The sequence below is a fragment of the Microlunatus endophyticus genome, assembly GCF_014646195.1.
Classification (GTDB): domain Bacteria; phylum Actinomycetota; class Actinomycetes; order Propionibacteriales; family Propionibacteriaceae; genus Microlunatus; species Microlunatus endophyticus.
This window is the reverse complement of record NZ_BMMZ01000006.1, coordinates 150,074-168,775: the sequence shown is the minus strand read 5'-3', so window position 1 is coordinate 168,775 and position 18,702 is coordinate 150,074. Positions and strand designations below refer to the sequence as shown.

At 66.8% G+C, this 18,702-nt stretch carries 14 protein-coding genes; 8 read left to right on the top strand and 6 right to left on the bottom strand.

Features of this window, described 5'->3' with window-relative positions; genetic code table 11:
* Positions 1–32: 32 nt before the first annotated feature.
* From IEY07_RS13560 to smc, 4 genes are all read left to right on the top strand, one after another.
* Complete coding sequence (locus IEY07_RS13560; protein WP_188895912.1) at positions 33–620, top strand: histidine phosphatase family protein; 588 nt, start codon at positions 33–35, stop codon at positions 618–620.
* A gap of 12 nt (positions 621–632) precedes the next feature.
* Complete coding sequence (locus IEY07_RS13555; RefSeq protein ID WP_229670083.1) at positions 633–1,169, top strand: GNAT family N-acetyltransferase; 537 nt, start codon at positions 633–635, stop codon at positions 1,167–1,169.
* Between the two features lie 12 nt (positions 1,170–1,181).
* Complete coding sequence (locus IEY07_RS13550) at positions 1,182–1,841, top strand: GtrA family protein (RefSeq protein ID WP_188895911.1); 660 nt, start codon at positions 1,182–1,184, stop codon at positions 1,839–1,841.
* 97 nt (positions 1,842–1,938) lie between these two features.
* Positions 1,939–5,529, top strand: a complete 3,591-nt coding sequence (smc, locus tag IEY07_RS13545; RefSeq protein ID WP_188895910.1) for a chromosome segregation protein SMC — start codon at positions 1,939–1,941, stop codon at positions 5,527–5,529.
* Here smc and IEY07_RS13540 read toward each other — a convergent pair whose 3' ends face one another.
* The gene (locus IEY07_RS13540) at positions 5,530–6,963 is read right to left on the bottom strand and encodes a DUF2252 domain-containing protein (protein WP_188895909.1); all 1,434 of its coding nucleotides are present in this window, start codon (positions 6,961–6,963) and stop codon (positions 5,530–5,532) included.
* A gap of 208 nt (positions 6,964–7,171) precedes the next feature.
* Here IEY07_RS13540 and IEY07_RS13535 point away from each other — a divergent pair, with 208 nt between their 5' ends.
* Both IEY07_RS13535 and ftsY read left to right on the top strand, forming a co-directional pair.
* Positions 7,172–7,417: a hypothetical protein gene (locus tag IEY07_RS13535; protein ID WP_188895908.1), complete on the top strand. Its 246-nt coding sequence runs from the start codon at positions 7,172–7,174 to the stop codon at positions 7,415–7,417.
* A gap of 37 nt (positions 7,418–7,454) precedes the next feature.
* Positions 7,455–8,660: a signal recognition particle-docking protein FtsY gene (ftsY, locus tag IEY07_RS13530; RefSeq protein WP_229670082.1), complete on the top strand. Its 1,206-nt coding sequence runs from the start codon at positions 7,455–7,457 to the stop codon at positions 8,658–8,660.
* Between the two features lie 4 nt (positions 8,661–8,664).
* On the opposite strand, the gene IEY07_RS13525 is transcribed toward ftsY, so the two are convergent.
* From IEY07_RS13525 to IEY07_RS13515, 3 genes are all read right to left on the bottom strand, one after another.
* On the bottom strand, positions 8,665–9,003 hold the full coding sequence (locus IEY07_RS13525; protein ID WP_188895907.1) for a hypothetical protein: 339 nt from the start codon (positions 9,001–9,003) through the stop codon (positions 8,665–8,667).
* Between the two features lie 118 nt (positions 9,004–9,121).
* Complete coding sequence (locus tag IEY07_RS13520) at positions 9,122–10,912, bottom strand: cation:proton antiporter (protein ID WP_229670081.1); 1,791 nt, start codon at positions 10,910–10,912, stop codon at positions 9,122–9,124.
* A 19-nt stretch (positions 10,913–10,931) separates the two neighbouring features.
* Complete coding sequence (locus tag IEY07_RS13515) at positions 10,932–12,287, bottom strand: GH1 family beta-glucosidase (RefSeq protein WP_188895906.1); 1,356 nt, start codon at positions 12,285–12,287, stop codon at positions 10,932–10,934.
* Between the two features lie 157 nt (positions 12,288–12,444).
* On the opposite strand from IEY07_RS13515, the gene ffh reads away from it, so the two are divergent.
* Positions 12,445–14,007 (top strand): signal recognition particle protein, encoded by a 1,563-nt coding sequence (gene ffh / locus IEY07_RS13510; RefSeq protein WP_188895905.1) that lies wholly within the window; start codon positions 12,445–12,447, stop codon positions 14,005–14,007.
* A gap of 16 nt (positions 14,008–14,023) precedes the next feature.
* On the opposite strand, the gene gltX is transcribed toward ffh, so the two are convergent.
* Complete coding sequence (gltX, locus tag IEY07_RS13505; protein ID WP_229670117.1) at positions 14,024–15,418, bottom strand: glutamate--tRNA ligase; 1,395 nt, start codon at positions 15,416–15,418, stop codon at positions 14,024–14,026.
* Between the two features lie 340 nt (positions 15,419–15,758).
* On the opposite strand from gltX, the gene IEY07_RS13500 reads away from it, so the two are divergent.
* Entirely contained in the window at positions 15,759–17,369 is a 1,611-nt protein-coding gene (locus tag IEY07_RS13500) for an HNH endonuclease signature motif containing protein (protein WP_188895903.1), read from the top strand.
* 92 nt (positions 17,370–17,461) lie between these two features.
* On the opposite strand, the gene IEY07_RS13495 is transcribed toward IEY07_RS13500, so the two are convergent.
* Positions 17,462–18,619, bottom strand: a complete 1,158-nt coding sequence (locus IEY07_RS13495; protein WP_229670080.1) for a baeRF11 domain-containing protein — start codon at positions 18,617–18,619, stop codon at positions 17,462–17,464.
* Between the last annotated feature and the right edge of the window lie 83 nt (positions 18,620–18,702).

Below are 18,702 nucleotides of genomic sequence, written 5' to 3'. Positions count from 1 at the left end.
GATCCACTGTCAAGACGCGGTTGCATGCGTCAGTGACGTTCGAGACCGTGTACCTGGCCCGTCACGGGCGCACCAGATGGAACGAGGAGCACCGCAGGCAAGGACAGTTGGACTCGCCCCTGACTGCTGCCGGTGAAGGACATGCTGCAGGTCTGGCCCGGTTGGCGGCGACGCTCGATCTCGATCTTGTCGCCAGCAGTCCGATCGGCCGGGCGCGAAGCACCGCGATCGTCTGCGCGGATGCCGTAGGGATGTCACTGATGATCGTCGACGAGCTGGCCGAGGTCCATCACGGCAGGATGGCCGGCCTGACCACGACCGAGGCCGATACGCGCTTCCCCGGTGCGCTGGACGAGCGGTCACGGAACAAATACCGGTGGCGGTTCCCGGGCGGGGAGAGCTACGCCGATGCCGATGAGCGGGCGGCGGTCGCACTCGGCCGGATCCAAGACACCGGCGCTCGACAGCCGTTGATCATCTCCCACGAGATGATCGGCCGGATGCTCTTACGGAATCTGGTCGATGCAGATCCGGACGACGCCCTGTCCGTCCAGCAGCCGCACGACGTCGTCTTCCGCGTCGAACCGTTGTCGGGACGTGTCACCGAGCTCAGGTCCTAGGGTGCGGTCCCTGTGCCTGATCTGATGAATCCGGACGTACGCTTCCACGCGTCCTTCGTCACCGCGATGGACGAGGAGCCGGGGATGGTGGCCTACCTCTTCCGTGGTGACGAGGAAACCCTGGTCGACCCCGGGGTCTTCGCGGGCTATGTCGCCCAACTGATCGCCGACCAGAGCGAGGAGAGCCCGCGGCCCGAGGGATTCGTCCCCGGCACCACGTTGTGGTGGGTCGACGGCGACGAGTTCCTCGGCCGGATCGCTGTTCGGCACCGGCTGACCGAACAGCTGCGCAGGGTCGGTGGCCATATCGGCTACTGGATCCGGCCGTCGGCTCGGCGCAAGGGCCACGCGACCGCTGCGTTCCGTGCGGCGTTGCCGATCGCGTACGAGCTCGGGATCGACCCGGCACTGGTGACCTGCGACGAGGACAACGTCGGCTCGCGGCGGATCATCGAGGCGGCGGGGGGCCGGTTCGAGTCCCAGGTCGGGGTGAAGCGGCGCTACTGGGTGCCGACGAGCCATTCAGGCTCGGGACCTGCAGCCGGGTAGGCTCGGACGATCGTGAGACGTCTCGGGCACTACATCTTCGTACGGCATCGCCATAACTGGGCACAACTCATCCGCTTCGGGCTGGTGGGCGGCTCTGGCGCGCTTGTGAACATGATCGTAGTGATCCTGCTCAAGAAGGTCGGACCCGACTATCGCGAGGTCTTCTTCGACCTTCCGCTGACCAACTTCAACGTCCGCTGGTATCACCTCTTCGTGACCATCGCCTTCCTGGTCGCGAACTTCTGGAATTTCGTGATCAACCGGCGCTGGACGTTCCGGACGACCCACCATTCCACCTGGCACGCCGAATACCCGCCCTTCCTCGCAGTCGGGGCGATCGGCCAGCTGATCGGCCTGGCGCTGATCACCGCGCTGATCCATTCCGGATCGCCGATCTCGCTGCCGGACAGCGTCTTCGACGATTCCAGCGGCCTGCGGACCAAGCTCTACTGGGCCCAGTTGATCTCGATCATCGTGGTGACGCCGGTGACATTCGTGGTCAACAAGTTGTGGACCTTCTCCGCGGTCCGGCAGGGCCGACCGACCCATCTGGTCCCGATCGACGACGAGACGACCGAGGTGGAGATCGTGGACGCTTCGGGCCCTTCGGCAGGCTCAGGGATCGGGGGAACGGGCTCAGAGATCGGCTCGGATACCCGCGCGGCGAGTTGACCGCGTAAAGTCGGCGGGCCCGACTAGATTGGGATGGCCTTCCCAGCCGGCCATACGTTCATCACGGGACGACCCGTATCCAGACGAAGGGGAGCGCGTGTATCTCAAGAGCCTGACCCTGAAGGGCTTCAAGTCCTTCGCTTCGGCCACCACGCTGAACTTCGAGCCCGGAATCACCTGTGTCGTCGGCCCGAACGGTTCCGGCAAGTCCAATGTCGTGGACGCCCTCAGCTGGGTGATGGGCGAGCAGGGCGCCAAGTCCTTGCGCGGCGGCAAGATGGAGGACGTCATCTTCGCCGGCACCTCCGGCCGGGCGCCGCTGGGGCGCGCCGAGGTGATCCTGACCATCGACAACACCGACGGGGCGCTGCCGATCGACTACGCCGAGGTCACCATCAGCCGGACCATGTTCCGCAACGGCGGATCCGACTACGAGATCAACGGCAACAAGGCAAGGCTGCTCGACGTCCAGGAGTTGCTCAGCGATTCCGGCATCGGCCGCGAGATGCACGTCATCGTCGGCCAGGGCCAGTTGGACAGCATCCTGCAGGCCACCCCGGAGATGCGCCGCGGTTTCATCGAGGAGGCCGCCGGCGTCCTCAAGCACCGCAAGCGCAAGGAGAAGGCGCTCCGCAAGCTCGAGGCAACCGAGACCAACGTCAACCGGCTCAACGACCTGGTCGCGGAGGTACGCCGCCAGCTCAAGCCGCTCGGCCGGCAGGCCGAGGTCGCTCGCAAGGCGGCCGTGATCCAGGCCGAGGCCCGCGACGCCCGGTCCCGGTTGCTCGCCGATGACCTGGTCCAGGCCACGCTGTCGCTGGAGAGCGATCTGGCCGACGAGGCCCAGCTGAAACAGCGGCGTACGGCGCTGGAGACCCGGCTCGACGCGGCCCGCTCCGCCGAGGTCGAGGCCGAGGAGACCGTACGGGGCCAGGTGCCGCGACTCAACCAGGCCCAGGACGTCTGGTATTCGCTGGCGGCTCTCCGGGAGCGGGTCGCCTCGACGATCTCCATCGCCGCCGAGCGGGTTCGTAATGCCAAGAACGACCCGGGTGAGGAGCGTCGCGGCCGCGATCCCGAGGAGCTGGAGGCCGAAGCCGATCAGGTTGCTGCCCAGGAGGCCGACCTCGCGGCGGAGGTGCAGCAGAAGTCCGAGGCGCTGGCCGCTGCCACTGTCAAGCGGTCCGAGACCGAGGACGCGCACGCCGCCGAGGAGAAGCGGCTGGCCGCCTTGATCCGGGCCGCAGCCGACCGGCGCGAGGGACTGGCCCGGTTGCACGGCCAGGTCAACTCGATGCGCAGCCGCTCCGAAGCCGCCGACGAGGAGATCGGCCGGCTGGCGGCCGCCTTGCAGCACGCCGACGAGCGTGCCGAGATCGCGGCCCGTGAGTTCACCGCACTGGAGACCAAGGTCGCCTCACTCGACGACGGTGAGTCGGATCTGGATTCGGAGCACGAGAACGCCACCGAGCGGCTCGATGAGCTGGAGACCAAGCTGGACCAGCTGCGCCGGGACGAGGCCGAGGCCAACACCGAGCGCGGTGCGCTCGCAGCCCGCCTGGAAGCGCTGCAACTCGGCCTCAGCCGCAAGGACGGCTCGGCGGCTCTGCTGGCGGCGGAAGACCGGGTCAACGACCTGCTCGGGTCGGTTGCCGCGCTGGTGAGCGTGGAGTCCGGCTACGAGGCTGCCGTGTCGGCCGCGTTCGGCGCGGCTGCGGATGCCGTCGCGGTCACCGGCCTGGACGCCGCAGTATCTGCCTTCGAACACCTGCGGGCCGAGGACCTCGGCCGCGCCGGGCTGTTGTTGGCCGGCGCGCCGGACACCGAAACGGTTGCCGACTGGCCGGCGCTGCCGGCCGGCGTCCGGTATGCGGCCGAGGTGGTCAGCTGTCGGGACGATCTGCGGCCGGCCGTCAACCGTGCGTTGCGCAAGGTGGCGGTCGTCGATGATCTGGCGGCGGCCAGGGGACTGGTCGCTGCGCTGCCGGACGTGACTGCGGTAACCCGGGACGCCGATCTGTTGTCGGCCCATTTCGCGGCCGGCGGGTCGAGTGCGCAGCCCAGCCTGATCGAGGTCCAGGCCGCCGTCGACGAGGCCGAGCAGAAGCTGGCCGAGGTCACTCACCGCTGCGAACGGTTGCGGTTCGCCCAGGTCGAGTTGGCCGAACAGCACGCCACGGCGAAGAAGGACGTCGAGTACGCCCTGGCCCGGTTGCATGAGTCGGATGCCGAGATGGCCGCCCTGGCCGAGCAGTTGGGGCAGCTCAACTCGGCCGCCCGGTCGTCGCGGGACGAGGCGAGCCGGCTGAAGCGTTCGATCACCGAGGCCGAGGACGCTCGCGACCAGACCGCGACGAAGCTGGCTGAGCTGGAGGAGCGGCTGGAGGCCGCCGGCGCCGAGGAGACCGACGAGGAACCCGATCCGGCCGAACGGGACCGGCTCGCCGAGGCCGCGCGGCTGGCCCGTGCCGCGGAGATGGAGTCCCGGCTCGCGCTGCGAACCGTCGAGGAACGGTCGCGGGCGCTGTCCGGCCGGGCCGACGCGTTGCGCCGGGCGGCCGAGAACGAGCGGGCCGCCCGTGCGCGGGCGCAGGCGCGCCGGGAGCGAATGCTGCGCGAGGCGCAGGTGGCGAGTGCTGTCCACACCGCCGCCGGCTATCTGGCCACCCGGATCGAAGAGTCGATCAAGCTCGCCGACGCCGAGCGGCGGGAAGCCGAGGCGTCCCGGACCGAGGCGGAAGAGGCCCTGATCGCCGCCCGCAAGGGCGTACGCGAGTTGTCGGCCGAGCTCGAGTCGCTGGTCGACACCGTGCACCGCGACGAGATGGCGCGGGCCGAACGCCGGATGCGGATCGAGGCACTGGGCGAGAAGGCGCTGGACGACCTCGGCGTCGACGCCGCGACGCTGATGCGCGATTTCGGTCCCGAGGTTCCGGTCCCGGTGCTGACCGACGAGGACGGTAACGCCCTCGACCTGGAGGCCATGTCTGAGGACCAGCGGCCGGAACCGGTGCCGTACGTCCGCGACGAGCAGCAGAAGCGGCTGCGCAAGGCCGACCGTGCGCTCAACCAGCTGGGCAAGATCAATCCGCTGGCGCTGGAGGAGTATGCGGCGATGGAGGAGCGGCACGCGTTCCTCGCCGAACAGGCCGAGGACCTGCGCAAGACCCGCGAGGATCTGTTGTCGATCATCTCCGACGTCGATGCCCGGGTCGAGCAGGTCTTCGCCGAGGCATATGCCGATGTCGAGAAGGCGTTCGACCGGGTATTCGCTCGACTGTTCCCGGGCGGTGAGGGCCGGCTGGTGCTGACCGAGCCGGGGGACTGGCTGAACACCGGTGTCGACGTCGAGGCGCGGCCGGCTGGCAAGAAGGTCAAGCGGTTGTCGCTGCTGTCCGGTGGCGAACGGTCGCTGGTCGCGGTCGCGTTCCTGGTGTCGCTGTTCATCGCCCGACCGAGTCCGTTCTACATCCTGGACGAGGTCGAGGCTGCGCTGGACGACACCAACCTGGGCAGGCTGCTGGAGATCTACGAGGAGCTGCGGGAGAACTCCCAGCTGCTGGTGATCACCCACCACAAGCGCACCATGGAGGTCGCCGACGCGCTGTACGGCGTGACGATGCGCGGTGACGGGGTCTCGGCGGTGATCAGCCAGCGGCTGCGCGAGGCGCAGGAATCGGTGGCCTGATCAGATTCCGGTAACCGCCGACGTACGACCGGACTCGACTGCTGAGACCAGCGCGGCGTAGTCGCGCTCGGTCTGGTCGGCGTACTGCTCGGCGAAATCAACGACCGCCTGGTCGAATTCGTCGGTATTGCCCAGGTAACCGGTGATCATGAACCGGTCCCCGGATCTGGCATGGGCGCGAGCCAGTGTCCAACCGCAGAGCCGTGCGTACGACGTCAGGCCCTGCGGATCCATCGACTCGATCGGCAGCGACATCTTCCAGTCCCGCAGTTGGCGCAGGTAGTAGTCGTGATGCTCGCCGTTGCGTTCGTCGCGGACCCAGCCGAGGAAGATGTCGCTGGACGCCTGGATCAGTCGTTGCCCGGCCACCACGCGTTGGCCCTGGTTGTTGTGCACCGACGGCTGCCAATAGCCGGCCAGCACGGACGCCCTCGCCTCCTTGGCCTGCAGAATCACCCCGTCGGACTCGTGGATGCCTTCCAGTACGAGGATCCAGGCCCGAGTGCCGACGCTGCCCACCCCGACCACGCGGAGCGCAGCGTCGGCAAGCTGGAACTGGTCGAGGAGATGCCGGCGGTTGTCAGGCAGCGTGTCGCGATAGCTGGCCAGCAGCGATTCCAGCAGCTCGATGCTCCGGTCCCGGTCGGCCCCGGGCAGTTGGTCGACCGGGACCGTGAGCGGCGGAGCGGCGATGATCCGGCGGTGACCGTCGATGGTCCGGGTGAGTTTTCTGATCGCCTGCAGATGATCACGGGTCCGGGCTTTGGCCAGCGCATTGCGAGTCGCTTTCATCGCCTTGCGGTTCTGCTTCTGGTCCGACATCGTCTGCTTGTAGTCGGCGAACGCCTGATCGATGTTGATCGCTGAATGCCAGACGTCGAGGGCGGTCAACGCGGCAAAGCCGGCCATCGCCGTCCGGTAGCTGGACGCCGCAGCCAGCGCGGCCCGCCGGCAGGCCTTGGGCTTGAAGCCGTTGTCCCGCCCGGCCACCACCACGCTGGCGACCAGTCGCTTCACGTCCCATTCGAACGGGCCCGGCAGGGTCTCGTCGAAGTCGTTGATGTCGAAGACCAAGCTCCGCTCGCGGGAGGCGTACGCCCCGAAGTTGACCAAGTGGGCGTCACCGCACAGCTGCGCCATGATCCCGGTGTTCGGTTCGGCGGCAAGATCATCGGCCATCAGCAGCGCAGTCCCGCGGTAGAACGCGAACGGCGAGACCAGCATTCGTCCGTGCCGGATCGGCACCAGCTCCGGGACCCGGCCGACCTCCTCCTGCTCGAGCAGGGCGACCGGGTCGCGATGTTCGGCAGGACGCAGGGCCGCATGACCGGCCAGCGGCACCTCGCGGCGCCGCAACTGCCCGGCTCGTACGCGCTCGTCAGCCGGCCAGGTCTTCCGCGGGTTGGTTATCAGCGAGGTTTCGACCGCAGTCATACCAGCCTCCTCGGGCCACGGCGGCGTCTGGGACAGACCTGCGACACGCCTTGGAGGTCAGTAGATCACAGCTAATCTGGGGTTTGCACTGCAACAATGGTGTGGGTACGCCCAGGGGTCTCTTGAGTTCGATTCGACCGGCCCCGGGGCGTCGGCAGTTCCTTCCCCGCGCTGCTGATGCATTGCAACTGCTTTGAAAGGCTTTGTCGTGATCGTCTACGTCGTTGCTATGGTCGCCATCCTGGTGGTGGCCGCCGCCGTTGTCGGATTGGTGATCGTCGGAATGGAGGGCCGCGGCCGAGAGCACATGCCGTGGCTGGCCGACAAGTTCACCCGGGCGGCCAAACATCTCAACGGCGAGATCGAACCGCCGGAGAGCCTTACCCGGATGGTCGAGCGGTCGCACTCCGGCCACCGCGAGCGTGAACGCCAGCATTCTGCCGCCGGTCGCTGAGGGGCAACCACACCGTCTCCACCGGTAGGCTGACGCGGTGACTGGAACGATCCTGACTCTGATCATCGCCGGCGTCATCATTGCCGTCGGCCTTGTCACCGGCCTCGTCGTCGGGACCCGTCGTCGTCCGCTGCCGAGCCAGGTCAAGCCCGAGCTCGGTGAACAGCGGTCGGACAAGGTAGTCGGCGGCTCGGCCGTCGCCGAACGCGAGACTCCCGAAGGCCCGGAGCGCGGCGAAGGGTTGGCGACCGAGGTCGTCGAACCGACCACGCCGGTCGAGGCGCCCACCGAGGCTCCGGCCCCGGCGATCGAGAAGCCGGAGGCGCCGGAGAGCCGGCTGGTCCGGCTGCGGCGCAGACTCGCCGGATCCAACAACGCGCTGAGCAGGGGGCTGCTGACCCTGCTCTCGCGGGATCGGATCGACGAGGAGACCTGGGAGGACTTCGAGGACACCCTGCTCACCTCCGACCTCGGCGTGAAGCCGACGATGGAGTTGGTCGAGGCATTGCGCGACCGGCTCCGGGTGGAGGGCACAGCTGATCCGACTGCTGCCCGGACCGCGCTCCGCGAGGAGTTGATCAAGCTCGTCGATCCGACTCTCGACCGATCTCTGGCGATCGACCGGACCGAGGTGCCCGCCGTGGTGATGGTGGTCGGTGTGAACGGGACCGGCAAGACCACCACCGTGGGCAAGCTCGCCCGGGTGCTGGTCGCCGAGGACAAGGACGTGGTGCTCGGAGCCGCGGATACTTTCCGCGCGGCTGCGGCCGATCAGCTCGAGACCTGGGGGAGTCGCGTCGGGGTGCCTACCGTGCGCGGTGCAGAGGGTGCCGATCCGGCCAGTGTCGCCTTCGAGGCGGTCAAGGTCGGGATCGAGGGTGAGGCCGACGTCGTGTTGATCGACACCGCCGGTCGGCTGCACACCAAGACCGGGCTGATGGACGAGCTCGGCAAGATCAAACGGGTGATCGAGCGGCAGGCTCCGGTCACCGAAGTGCTGCTGTTGCTGGACGCGACAACCGGTCAGAACGGGCTGACCCAGGCACGGATCTTCGCCGAGGTCGTCGATGTGACCGGTGTCGTGCTGTCCAAGCTCGACGGCTCGGCCAAGGGCGGCATCGTCATCCAGGTCCAGCGCGAGCTGGGAGTCCCGGTCAAGCTGGTCGGGCTCGGAGAGGGTGTCGATGATCTGGCTCCCTTCGAGCCGGAGGAATTCGTCGACGCCTTGCTCACCGCTGACTGAGCCGTCAGGCAGCCAGCTGGGTCGGCCCGGCATCGGCGGTTGCGGGCGACTGTCGGTTGCTCGGCGCCAGCGGATACAGGCCGCCGACGTAGAGGGTGCCCGGTTCGTTGCTCATGATCAACTGCTCCACGAATTCGCCGGCCGCATGGTGCAGGGTGACCACGTCGTCGTCGACCGAAGGACGCAGTCGCCGCGCGGTGCGCAGCGTGCCGAGGAATCGGCTGTGATCGGCCCGGATTGCGGTGGTCGCCGGCAGGATGAGATCGAGGTGGCCGACGCGGACGATGATCGCGGTGTCGGCCGGTCGGCCGGTGACGGCGCAGATCGGAGGCATCTTCAGCATCCAAGTGTCCTGGCAGCTCCAGGAGATCCGCTGACCTGTGTGAGACATACCGGATCGACGCAGGAGCAACGCGCTCGGTTCCCGGGCTCTGGAATCTCACCGGCGATCACAACCGTGGTCAGAGCCGGGAGTCCATCCGCGCGCTGATCGCGGCCTCGTCGTAGTCCAGTTGCTCGAGCATCTCGCGGTAGGTGTCGTCGTCCAGCCGGAACGCGTCCCGTTCGGCGGTCAGTGCCTTGCGTTGTGCGGTCAGCATCTCCAGCCTGATTCTGCTCACAGCGCGCCACCTGTCGGCGCGTTGCTGATCGGCGTCGGCGCGCTCGGCTTCCTCAGTCTCGGCCTGCAAGGCCTCCCGGTTGGCCTGGAAGCGTTGCAGTTGCTGGCTGAGTGCGGCCAGTGCCTCCGGATCAAGATCACCGGAATCTCCGGTCCGGTAGTTGTCGATCTTGGTCATCGCCTTGGTGATCACCTCGGTGGTCGCCTTCTGGGTGATCTCGGCCGCGTGTTTGCGCTGCTCGGCCTCGTACGCGGCGTCGTCCTCCGAGCGGATATCGAGCTTGCGGATCAGCGGCGGCAGCGTGGTGCCCTGGATCAGCAGGGTGCCGACGGCGATCACGAAGGCGATCAATTGGATCTCCGCGCGGCCGGGGAACGGCGCACCGAGCGCCGCGGTGGCCGGGATACCGGCTGCAGCGGCGAGGGTCACGACGCCGCGCATCCCGGTCCAGGAGATCACGATGTCGTGCTTCAGCGGCAGCAGCGACGGCTGGCGCTCGGGACCACCCGACGGGATGTCGCGCGGATGGTCCGGATGCTGGCGGTTGTACTCGTCGATCCGGCGGCGCATGATCGCCTCCCGACGCTGTTGTCGCTCGGCGTCCCGATCGGGACGTCGGCGTTGGCCGGCTTGTCGCAGCCGGTCCGTACCCACCAGTCGCAGATGGTTGACGAGGACGCAGGCCGGGCGGACGGCCAGCACCACCAACAGCGAGACCAGCGCCGCGACCAGCACCCTCGGCAGCGAGTGCCCAGCCCCGGTGACCTCCTGGAAGACGAACTTCATCTGCATGCCCATATAGGCGAAGACGAACGCCTCCAGCAGGACATCGAGGCTGCGCCAGACCTGGGTCTCCTGGATCCGGGCCGCGTAACCGCTGCGGGCCCGGTTGTGGCCGATGGCGAAACCGGCCGTCACGACCGCGATCACGCCCGAGGCGTGCAGCTGCTCGGCGGCCAGATAACAGGAGAAGGGCAGCACGAGTCCGAGCACCGTCTCCAGCCCCGGGCTGTCCAATCGCTGCTGCAGCTTCTGGACGATCAGCGCGAGCACTCGGCCGACGATCAGGCCGACGACCACGCCGTACCCGAAGAAGACGACCGGTTGGGAGATGAACGCACCCTGTCCGGTGACCTGCACCGCGGCGATGGTGAACAGTGTCAGTGCGGCCGCGTCGTTGATCAGGCTCTCACCGGTGAGGATGGTCATCACCCGTTTGGGCAGTCCGAGCCGGCGTCCGATCGCGACCGCGGTCACCGCATCCGATGGTGCAACGACCGCCCCGAGGACCAACGCCGCCGGTGCAGTCAATTGGGGCGTCAGTCGGTTGGCGACCAGGCCCACCGCGAAGGCGGTGATCAGGACCAGACCGATGCCCAGACCGAGGATCGGCCAGAGGTTGCGCATGAAGTTGATGAAGGAGAACTCGACCGCGGTCGAGTAGAGCAGCGGCGGGAGAACGACGCCGAGGATGATCTCCGGTTCGATCTCCAGCCGGGGCAGTCCCGGGATGAACGACACCGCGAGACCGAGAACCACCAGGACAAGCGGCGCTTGCAGGCCGCGCCGCTGGGCGAACGCGGTGACGCCGATCGCGGCGATCACCACCAAGAGGAGCTCGATGCCGTTCATGCGAACAGGATAGGGAAGATCACCCTTTCCGGCCCGCAAGGAACTGCTGCAGCCAGCGACCGCTCTGCTTGACCGTACGGACCTGGGTCTCGTAGTCGACGTACACGATCCCGAAGCGCCTGCTGTAGCCGAATGCCCATTCGTAATTGTCCAACAACGACCAGGCGAAGTAGCCGGCCAGCGGCAGCCCCTCGTCGACGGCCTGTTCGCAGGCGGCCAGATGATCTTCGAGATACTGCTGTCGGTCAGGATCGGCGACCGCTCCGTCGACGATCTCGTCCGGCCAGGCCGAGCCGTTCTCCGTGATGTAGATCGGCAGCTCGGGTGCGTACGCGTGGGTCTGGCGGATGACATCTACCAGACCGTCGGGATGGATCTCCCAACCCATGCCGGTCTTCGGTGCCCCGGTGTCGACGAAGATCACGTCGTCGCTGCCGGGGTTGGCTGTCGGCGCGGCCGCCTGGTCGCCGGTCGGCGTGCCCGCGGCGACGGTGTGGAGGCTGTAGTAGTTGATGCCGAAGAAGTCCAGCGGCTGCTTGATGGTGGTGAGGTCGTCGGCCCGCTCGGCGAACCACCGCTGCTCGCCGAGATCGTCGAGCACGTCCGCCGGGTAGCGGCCGGCCAGCACCGGCTCGAGGAAGAACCGGTTGCCCAGGCCGTCGATCCGGCGTGCTGCGTCGACATCCTCGGGCGACTCGCCGGCCGGCCTGACCGAGTAGAGGTTGAGGGTGATGCCGACCGTGGCGTCGGCATCCCGGCGCAGGGCCTGGGTCGCCAGGCCGTGGCCGAGCAGAAGGTGGTGGGCTGCGTACGCAGCCCGGCTGCCCAACTGCTTGCCCGGCGCGTGCACTCCGGAGGCGTAGCCGAGGAAGGCCGAGCACCACGGCTCGTTGAGGGTGATCCAGTTCGTGACCAGATCGCCCAGGCCGTCCTGGACGAGCGCCGAATATTCGGCGAACCGCTCGGCGGTGTCCCGGTTCAGCCAGCCGCCCTGGTCCTCCAGCGCCTGGGGCAGATCCCAGTGGTAGAGCGTCGCCCACGGCGTGATGTCACGCTCCAGGAGCGTCTCGGCGAGCCGGCGATAGAAGTCGATGCCGGCCTGCAGCGGCTTGCCGGTGCCGTCCGGCTGGATCCGTGGCCAGGCGATCGAGAACCGGTACGCGTCCACGCCCAGGTCGGCCATCAGCGCGACATCGTCGGCGTAGCGGTGGTAGTGGTCGTCGGCCACCGATCCGTCGCTGCCGTCGACGATCGCACCCGGGGTGGCGGCGAAGGTGTCCCAGATGCTCGGACCTCGGCCGTCCTCGGTGGTGGCACCCTCGATCTGGTACGAGGCGGTCGCCGTACCGATGACGAAGTCGCGGGGGAGTTGCATGGACACAATTGTGCTGGCCGCGCGACGATGCGTCGAGTTGAGGGCCCTTGACGGGTCGGCAGGTAGGCTTGCTCGATGTCCGCGGACCGCACGCGGTATGGGCGTTGCCGCTCGTACGGGTCCGGTGACGACCAATCGCTGTGAATGAAGAGGGCTGATGTTCGACACACTGCAAGACCGGCTTGCGGCGACCTTCAAGAACCTGCGCGGCAAGGGACGGCTGTCCGACGCCGACATCGACGCGACCGCCCGGGAGATCCGGGTCGCGCTGCTGGAGGCCGATGTCAACCTGCAGGTGGTCCGCGAGTTCATCTCCGCGGTGCGCGAGCGCGCCAAGGGTGCCGAGCTGTCCGGTGCGCTGAATCCCGCGCAGCAGATCATCAAGATCGTCAACGAAGAGCTGATCGGCATCCTGGGTGGCGAGACCCGGGTGCTGCGCTTCGCCAAGCGGCCGCCGACGGTGATCATGCTGGCCGGCCTGCAGGGTGCCGGCAAGACGACGCTGGCCGGCAAGCTGGCCTTCTGGCTGAAGGAGCAGGGCCATTCTCCGCTCCTCGTGGCAGCCGATCTGCAGCGTCCGAACGCGGTCAACCAGTTGCAGATCGTCGGTGAACGTGCGGGCGTGCACACGTTCGCCCCGGAACCGGGCAACGGCGTCGGCGATCCGGTGGTCGTCGCCAAGGCGTCGATCGGCGAGGCCGAGCGGAAGCTGTACGACGTTGTCATCGTCGACACCGCCGGCCGGTTGGGCATCGATCAGGAGTTGATGCAACAGGCGGCGGACATCCGTGACGCGGTCAACCCCGACGAGGTGCTCTTCGTCGTCAACGCGATGATCGGCCAGGACGCGGTCAACACGGCCAACGCGTTCGCCGAGGGCGTCGGCTTCGACGGCGTCGTGCTCACCCAGCTCGACGGCGACGCCCGCGGTGGTGCTGCGTTGTCGATCGCCCGGGTCACCGGCAAGCCGATCATGTTCGCCTCCAACGGCGAGCAGTTGAACGATTTCGACGTCTTCCATCCCGACCGGATGGCCAGCCGGATCCTCGGCATGGGCGATGTCCTCACCCTGATCGAGCAGGCCGAGCGGACCTTCGATGCCGAGCAGTCGGCGAAAGCGGCCGCCAAGCTGGCTTCCAAGGACGGCGGAGAATTCGGCCTGGACGACTTCCTGCAGCAGATGCAGATGGTTCGCAAGATGGGCCCGCTGTCCAAGGTCTTCGGGATGCTGCCCGGGATGGGCGATTTCAAGGATCAGATCAACAACATCGACGAGAAGGAGATCGACCGGATCGAGGCGATCATCCACTCGATGACGCCCGCCGAGCGCAACGATCCCAAGATCCTCAACGGCTCTCGACGGCTGCGGATCGCCAACGGCGCCGGCGTCCAGGTGTCCGCGGTCAACAATCTGGTGGACCGGTTCTTCGACGCCCGCAAGATGATGAGCGCGATGGCCGGCGGCAAGATGCCGAATCTCCCCGGCATGCCGGCGATGCCCGGATTGGGTGGAGCCGTACGCAAGGCCGCGAAGCAGCAGCAGAAGAAGAAGACCAAGGGCAAGAAGGTCTCCGGCAACCCGGCCAAGCGTAACGGTCAGCAGCAGGCCCCGGCGGACGAGCCGGGATCGGCCTTTGGCGTGCCGGCCGGCAACGGCCAGCAGAACGGCAAGGACTTCGAGCTGCCCGCCGAGCTGAAGAAGATGTTCGACCAGCGGTAGGTGGTTCGGCCCCCGGTCAGAGCGTCCGGCGGAGTGCTGCGATCCGGCTCAGAGTGGACTCTCTGCCCAGGATCTCCATGGACTCGAAGAGTGGTGGTGAGATCCGCTTGCCGGTAACCGCGACTCGCAGCGGGGTGAATGCCAGTCGTGGCTTGAGCCCCAGTTGCTCGACGAGCGCAGTCCTGAGTGCACCTTCGATCGCATCGGTCTGCCACTGCGGTGGCGCTGTCAAGGCCTGAAGCGCCACGTCGAGCACGGTCGTGCTGTCGGTGCCGAGGCTCTTGCGCGCGTCGTCGTCGATCACCAGCTCAGTGTCGGCGATCAACAGGAATCCCAGCAGGTCTGCAGCCTCGGTGAGCAATCGCATCCGCTCCTGGACCAGGGGAGTCACCGCTGTGATCCTGGCGAGCTGATCTTGGTCGGGATCAGCTGTCAGGATCTTGTCGTAGCGGAGTTGGGCGATGATACGACTGGTCAGCTCCTCTGTTGCAAGGCTGCGGATGTAGTGACCGTTGAGCCAGCCGAGCTTGTCCAGGTCGAAGATCGGTCCCGCCGGATTGATCTTGGACCAGTCGAACCGCGGATAGAACTCGTCGAAGCCGAAGACCTCGCGATCATCCGACTCCGGTGGGTAGGCCAGCAGTGCCAGGAAGTTGACCAGCGCCTCGGGAAGGTAGCCCTGCTCGCGGAACCAGGTCAGCCGGGCCGCCGGATTCTTCCGCTTGGAGATCTTGGAGCGGTCTGCATTGCGGAGCAGCGGCATATGCGCGAACCGGGGTGGCTCGATCCCGAGCCAGGAATAGAGCAGCAGGTGCTTCGGTGTCGAGCTGATCCACTCCTCCCCGCGCACGACATGGGTGATGCCCATCTCATGATCATCAACGACCACCGCCAGATGGTAGGTGGGGAAGCCATCGGCTTTCTGGATCACCTGGTCATCCGGTCGTGGCGCCGAGATCTCTCCGCGGATCAGGTCGGTGAAGGTCAGCGGCACGTCGTCCGGGATCAACATCCGTACGACCGGGGTCTCGTTGAAGCCCGGCAGCTTCGCACGCTCGTCGCGGCTCAGCCCGTAGCAGAGCCGGTCGTAACCGGTCGGAACCTTCGCCTTCTGTTGCTCGGTACGCATCTGCGCCAGTCGTTCCTGCGAACACCAGCAGCAGTAGGCATGTCCCTCGGCGAGCAACCGGTCGACATAGGGGCGGTAGGTGTCCAGCCGCTCGGATTGTCGATACGGCGCGTACGGTCCGCCGATGTCCGGCCCCTCGTCCCAATCGAGTCCGAGCCAATGCAAAGTGTCATAGATCTGCGGCTCGCTGTCGGCGCGATAGCGCACCCGGTCGGTGTCCTCGAGTCGCAGCACGAAGCGACCGCCCTGCTGTCGGGCGAACGCGAGATTGAACAAGGCCATGTAGGCAGTGCCGACATGGGGATCGCCGGTCGGGGAAGGGGCAACACGGACTCGTACGACGCTATCGGTGGGAACTGTCATGGTGGGGCAAATCTATCGAAGCCCGCCCGTCGGCCGGTGATCTCCGATCACGCCGTCGGTCCTGACGAGCGATCCGGCTCCGGGGACCCGATCCAGGCAGGCTCTACTGCGCCTTACCGGAACTGTCGGAGGCTTGTTGTAGCGTCGTGGGGGACACCTGTCGGTCATGCCCGGGGTTGCCGATTTTCTCTTGTATGTAAGGGATTCCGGAGATTTCGGGTGTTGCATTCGTACGGGGGATCGAATAGAATCTGTCGTTATGGGGTATCAGTCGTTGTCGGGGCCGGAGTGGCTTCCGGGTGAGCTGGATGCCCTGTTCGCGAGGGAGCCGGAGGAGTTGGAGCCGACGGTTCCGGATCCTGAGGATCCATGGCCGGTGGACGTTGACGATGAAGATCTTGGCGGCTGGTTCGAGTCTGACCCCGATTACGACCCGGTTCCCGATTCCGGTCCTCGCTCCGATTCGGGTCCGGGCTGTGGCGGGGCGTCTGTGTCTCCGGTGTCGGTGGTGGATCGGTTTGCTGGCGCGGTGGGCCGGTTGTCGGCGGATCTGGATGATCTGGCGTCGTTGGCTGGCGATCCGGGGCTCGGCTTGGCCGACGGGGACTTGTTGATCGGCTGGGTGCGGGAGTTGGAGCGATGTCGGAATCGGTTGCAGGTTCCGGATCAGGTGTTGCTGAATTTGATGGAAGCGGCCGGGTGTCGGGTGGATGGGCCGCTCGGTTTGTTCGCGAGTCCGCAGGCGTTTCTGGCCGCTTTGGTGGGGGTTCCGGTCGGGCAGGCGCGGGCCCGGGTGCAGGCGGCCGGTCTGTTCGCCCCGACGGTCGGCACGGACGGGCAACGGGTGCCGGCCCGGTTCCCGGTCCTGGGGGAGGCGATCGCCTCCGGTGAGATTTCTGCGGACCGGGTGTGGTTGGTGACCAAGGCCTTGGTCGAGTGGGAGAAGCTACTCCCGGTCGACGGCAACAACGTCACTGCTGAGACTCTGGCCGAAGCCGAGGAACTGTTGGCAGCTCAGGCGCGGGTGTTTGGTGGCCGGCAGTTGATGCAGGTGTTGGATCGGGTGGCGGCCTGGTTGTGTCCGGACGGGATGGTGGATGACCGTCCGGCGCAGGATGCGGTGCGGGGGTTGGAGGTCCGTCCGATCGACCGGGGCATGCATAAGGGCATGTATCGGGTCGAGGGTCGGCTGACCGCTGAAGCCGGGGCGAAAGTGTTGGCGGTGTTGGATCCGTTGTCCAAGCCTCAACCGGTCACTAATGAGTCTGGGCATCTGGTCGAGCAGGACTGTCGGGACCGCGGGCAGCGCATGCACGATGCGCTCGAGACGGTGATGGATCGCAGCCTTCGGGCGGGGGAGTTACCAGCTCATGGTGGGACGCCGGCGACGTTGATCCTGCTCGCCGAGGAGGACGAGTTCGTTGCCGGTACGGGTGCGGGTGTGACCGAGACCGGCGACCGCTTGCCGATGGATGTGGTGCGTGGTCTGGCGGATGAGGCCGAGATCGTCCGCACGGTGTTTCACAAGCAGACCCGGGAAGTTCTCTCCCTGGGTCGGACCCGCCGGCTGGCGTCGTATGCGCAGACTCTTGCTCTGGCCGCGCGGGATGGTGGGTGCACGTTCCCGGGCTGTGACAAGTCGCCGAAATGGTGCCAACGCCATCACATCGTCGACTGGGCCAACGGTGGTCCGACCGACCTACCGAATTTGGCTCTGCTCTGCGGGTTTCATCATGCCCGGTTCGCTCGGCATGGCTGGTCGGCCGAGTACCAGGCTGGCAGGGTGTGGTGGCGGCCGCCGAAGATCATCGATCCGGAGCAGAAGCCGATCCTGAACATCCGCCACCGCGCCGGACCACTCCTCACCTGACGACGGTGCGCCGTATCGAGCCGGCGACTGATCGAGTATTGAACCGGAACATGATCATGGTCGTGATCGGGATCCGGCATGCAGGCGAGCACTCACATCGCTGACGGCTCGACTCCGGTGTTGTCTGCCAGGATCGGGTATCGCAGGATGCCCGCCGCCGGCTGGCCGCCGGCGATCTCGTCGCCGCGGACAGCTAGGACGGTGCCTCCTGTGCGGAGCACGCGTCGTGCGATCTCGTCGGCGACGCCGTACGACCGATGATCATCGTCCTCGGCGAGTACGACGCGGCCGTCGTCGCCGACGACGCCGGGTAGTCGGCGCTCGAAGTCGACCAGCATCGTGTCCACCAATCCTTGGGTCGCTGCGTACGCCAACGTCGCCAGGTCCGTCGAAGAACGGCCGCTGTCAGCAAGATCGCCGATCCGCTCGTTCAGTTCACGAACATCGTGACGATAGTGATCATCGACGATGGTGCGGGCAGAGGCGACGAGATTCTCGTCCTGCACCTGCTCGGGATTGCCAGGGATGCCGGTTTCGAGCAGGTGGGGGTAGCTGTTGACATGCCGGTAGACCGACGCGATCGGCTCTGCCGCAGCAAGCACCAGCGGCAAGTCAAGTCCGGCGAGCAGAGGGCGCAGGGCCTGATCGATCTTCCTCGCGTACTGCAGCAACCTCAGCTTCTGACCTTCGGATCCCTGGATCCGGCGGATCGGCGCTCGATCCGACAAGGACGATTTGCCCGCCGCGCTCGGCGCACTCTCCGGGAGGTTGGGGACGCTGACGATCTGCGACGGCCCGTCGGCGACGAATTCGATCAACCGTACGGAGCCGGCAGCGAGAGCGAGGACATAGCCGGCCTGGGGAAAGGTGATCGCCCTGAGCAGCGGGTTGATATACAGCCGATCGCCGACCTCGACGTCGCTGGGCAACCGGTTCGGCAGCCGGTATGCGCGGACCAGGTCCGGCGTGGCGAAGATCGCGACGCTGCGCGATTGTTCGCGCCAGAACTCGTCGTCGTCCAGAATGTCGTCCAGCTCTTCCGTGATCGCCTCGAGTTGATCCGACGGAGCCCCAGACTGTTCGAGTTGTGTGCGCGCCTCCTGCACCAGGTTCTTGAATTCGAGCCGACTGGCACCAACCTGCGCGCCGATGGGCGTGCTGGGCGCGTAGATCGACACGGCCAGTGATGACTCGACCGCGAGCAACTGCTCGATCTGATGGCGGGACGGTACGTCTGTGTTCAGACTCACGACAGCTCCTGTTTTCCACTCTGAAGGTTGGATCAGGTTCAACTGCATCTGGCCTCAGTCTGCCGCTGTTGCCGTGCGGCGAC

What these genes read in the sequence shown, in the direction of transcription:
- IEY07_RS13500 (WP_188895903.1), top strand. Translation starts at nt 15,759, where the DNA reads ATGGGGTATCAGTCGTTGTCGGGGCCGGAGTGGCTTCCGGGTGAGCTG.
- IEY07_RS13515 (WP_188895906.1), bottom strand. Translation starts at nt 12,287, where the DNA reads ATGCAACTCCCCCGCGACTTCGTCATCGGTACGGCGACCGCCTCGTAC.
- gltX (WP_229670117.1), bottom strand. Translation starts at nt 15,418, where the DNA reads ATGGCCTTGTTCAATCTCGCGTTCGCCCGACAGCAGGGCGGTCGCTTC.
- IEY07_RS13540 (WP_188895909.1), bottom strand. Translation starts at nt 6,963, where the DNA reads ATGACTGCGGTCGAAACCTCGCTGATAACCAACCCGCGGAAGACCTGG.
- ffh (WP_188895905.1), top strand. Translation starts at nt 12,445, where the DNA reads ATGTTCGACACACTGCAAGACCGGCTTGCGGCGACCTTCAAGAACCTG.
- IEY07_RS13520 (WP_229670081.1), bottom strand. Translation starts at nt 10,912, where the DNA reads ATGAACGGCATCGAGCTCCTCTTGGTGGTGATCGCCGCGATCGGCGTC.
- IEY07_RS13525 (WP_188895907.1), bottom strand. Translation starts at nt 9,003, where the DNA reads ATGCTGAAGATGCCTCCGATCTGCGCCGTCACCGGCCGACCGGCCGAC.